The 1,786-nt window shown below is 42.4% G+C and carries 1 protein-coding gene; it reads left to right on the top strand.

Translation table 11 applies throughout. The features are described 5' to 3' along the window. Positions 1–127: 127 nt before the first annotated feature. Positions 128–1,405: an IS110 family transposase gene (locus tag ACVBAX_RS25225; protein WP_447119690.1), complete on the top strand. Its 1,278-nt coding sequence runs from the start codon at positions 128–130 to the stop codon at positions 1,403–1,405. The last annotated feature ends 381 nt before the right edge of the window (positions 1,406–1,786 follow it).

Genomic DNA, 1,786 nt, shown 5'->3' with positions numbered 1-1,786 from the left:
AAAGGAGCATTCCTGTTAGAAGGATTTTCGGGGACTTGAACAAAAAAGAGCCCTCTTGGTATGATACGGGGTGTCAAATCGTGTGCCGAAATGACCCCTAACTTAGTTAACCAAGGAGGACTCCAAAATGGATTTTAAACAAAATCATAAAATAAATCAAGTCACTGAAAAAACACTCGTAGTCGGCATCGATATTGCCAAGCGGATTCATTACGCTTGTTTTGTGGACGATCGCGGACGGGTGCTCCGAAAGTCATTCTCTGTTTCTCAGTCTCGAGATGGGTTTGAACTTTTCTATCAACGTATTCTAATTGAAATGAAAGAACAAGAAAAAACGGAAGTCATCGTTGGGATTGAACCTACTGGTCATTATTGGCTCAATTTAGCCTATTTTCTTGAGGAACGAGGCATCCCTCTAGCTATGGTCAACCCTATGCACGTCAAACGGTCAAAAGAGTTAGATGACAATCTGCCAACCAAACATGACCGTAAAGATGCGCTCGTAATCGCTCGTCTCATAAAAGATGGACGCTTTAGTTATCCTCGTATCTTGAAAGACAAAGAGGCTGAACTCCGTGTGGGGGCAACGTTTAGAAGTAAGTTGACAGAGGAACTTGGAGCTGTCAAAAACATGATGATTCGCTGGTTAGATCGCTATTTTCCTGAGTTTACTCAGGTGTTTCCGTCATTCGGAAAGATGGCTATGGCTGTACTTGAATGTACCCCATTTCCAAGTGATCTTCATCAGAAACAACCCGAAGAAGTTTTAAATCTCTATCGCCAGGTTGAGGGGCTCAAATCTCCCCAAAGACCGAAAGCAATGCGTCTCATTGAAGTCGCTACTAACTCCATAGGAGTAACAGAGGGACGTGAGATGGCCCGTATTGAAATCGCCACACTCGTTCGCCGTTACAACCAGTTGGAACAAGATATAGAAAGCATTACACAGCACTTAGTTAAACTTGTACAAACATCCGTAGAGTACGAATGGCTCTCAACGGTTCAAGCACTTGGAGATATTACTATTGTCGATTTATTAGCTGAAATCGGTAGCTTTTCACACTATGTAGATCCACGCCAAATCATTAAACTTGCGGGACTAACATTACGTGAAAATTCCTCTGGGCAGCACAAAGGGCAGAAGCGCATTTCCAAACGTGGTAGAAGAAATCTACGAGCTCTACTTTTCCGAGTAATGATACCGATGATTCGTCACAATGAAGCATTTCGAAAGCTACATGAATATTACACAAACCGTAAGGTTAATCCGTTAAGCAAAAAGCAATCCATCGTGGTACTATGCGGAAAACTATTAAAAGTGTTACATGGAATCAGTACAAAGCACAAAGCGTTTGACGCACAGCGAATGATGCAGGATATTCCTAGTCTCGCAGAGGCTATGTAAAGTTCTACATCCCCTTAACTTACCTAGACAACAGGATGACACGGAGAAGTTGGCAATATTTTTTCCATTCGACCTTGAGTCCCTAAAGGAGCTTCGCTAGCCTCTGCCTTATGACTAGACCGAACGAAGGAATGTAGGCACATTGATGCCCAGAGACATGGGAGGGTACGTCATCATAAGCTACGCAGAGATCCATTGTGCATCACATAATTCTCTAACACTACTTACCACTATTAACCAGTAGTGTCCGCGTAGCGTACCCATGTGTTGGAATAGATTCACATAAAATAAAAATATTGTTAGGGATCGTGTCGAAAAAAATTTTTTTGACACCCCACGAACGGGTCAAACCGTTGATAAATCAACATTTATAGAGGGAGG

This window comes from Robertmurraya sp. GLU-23 (assembly GCF_052983275.1).
This window is presented reverse-complemented; position numbering and strand designations above follow the sequence as displayed.

What these genes read in the sequence shown, in the direction of transcription:
- ACVBAX_RS25225 (WP_447119690.1), top strand. Translation starts at nt 128, where the DNA reads ATGGATTTTAAACAAAATCATAAAATAAATCAAGTCACTGAAAAAACA.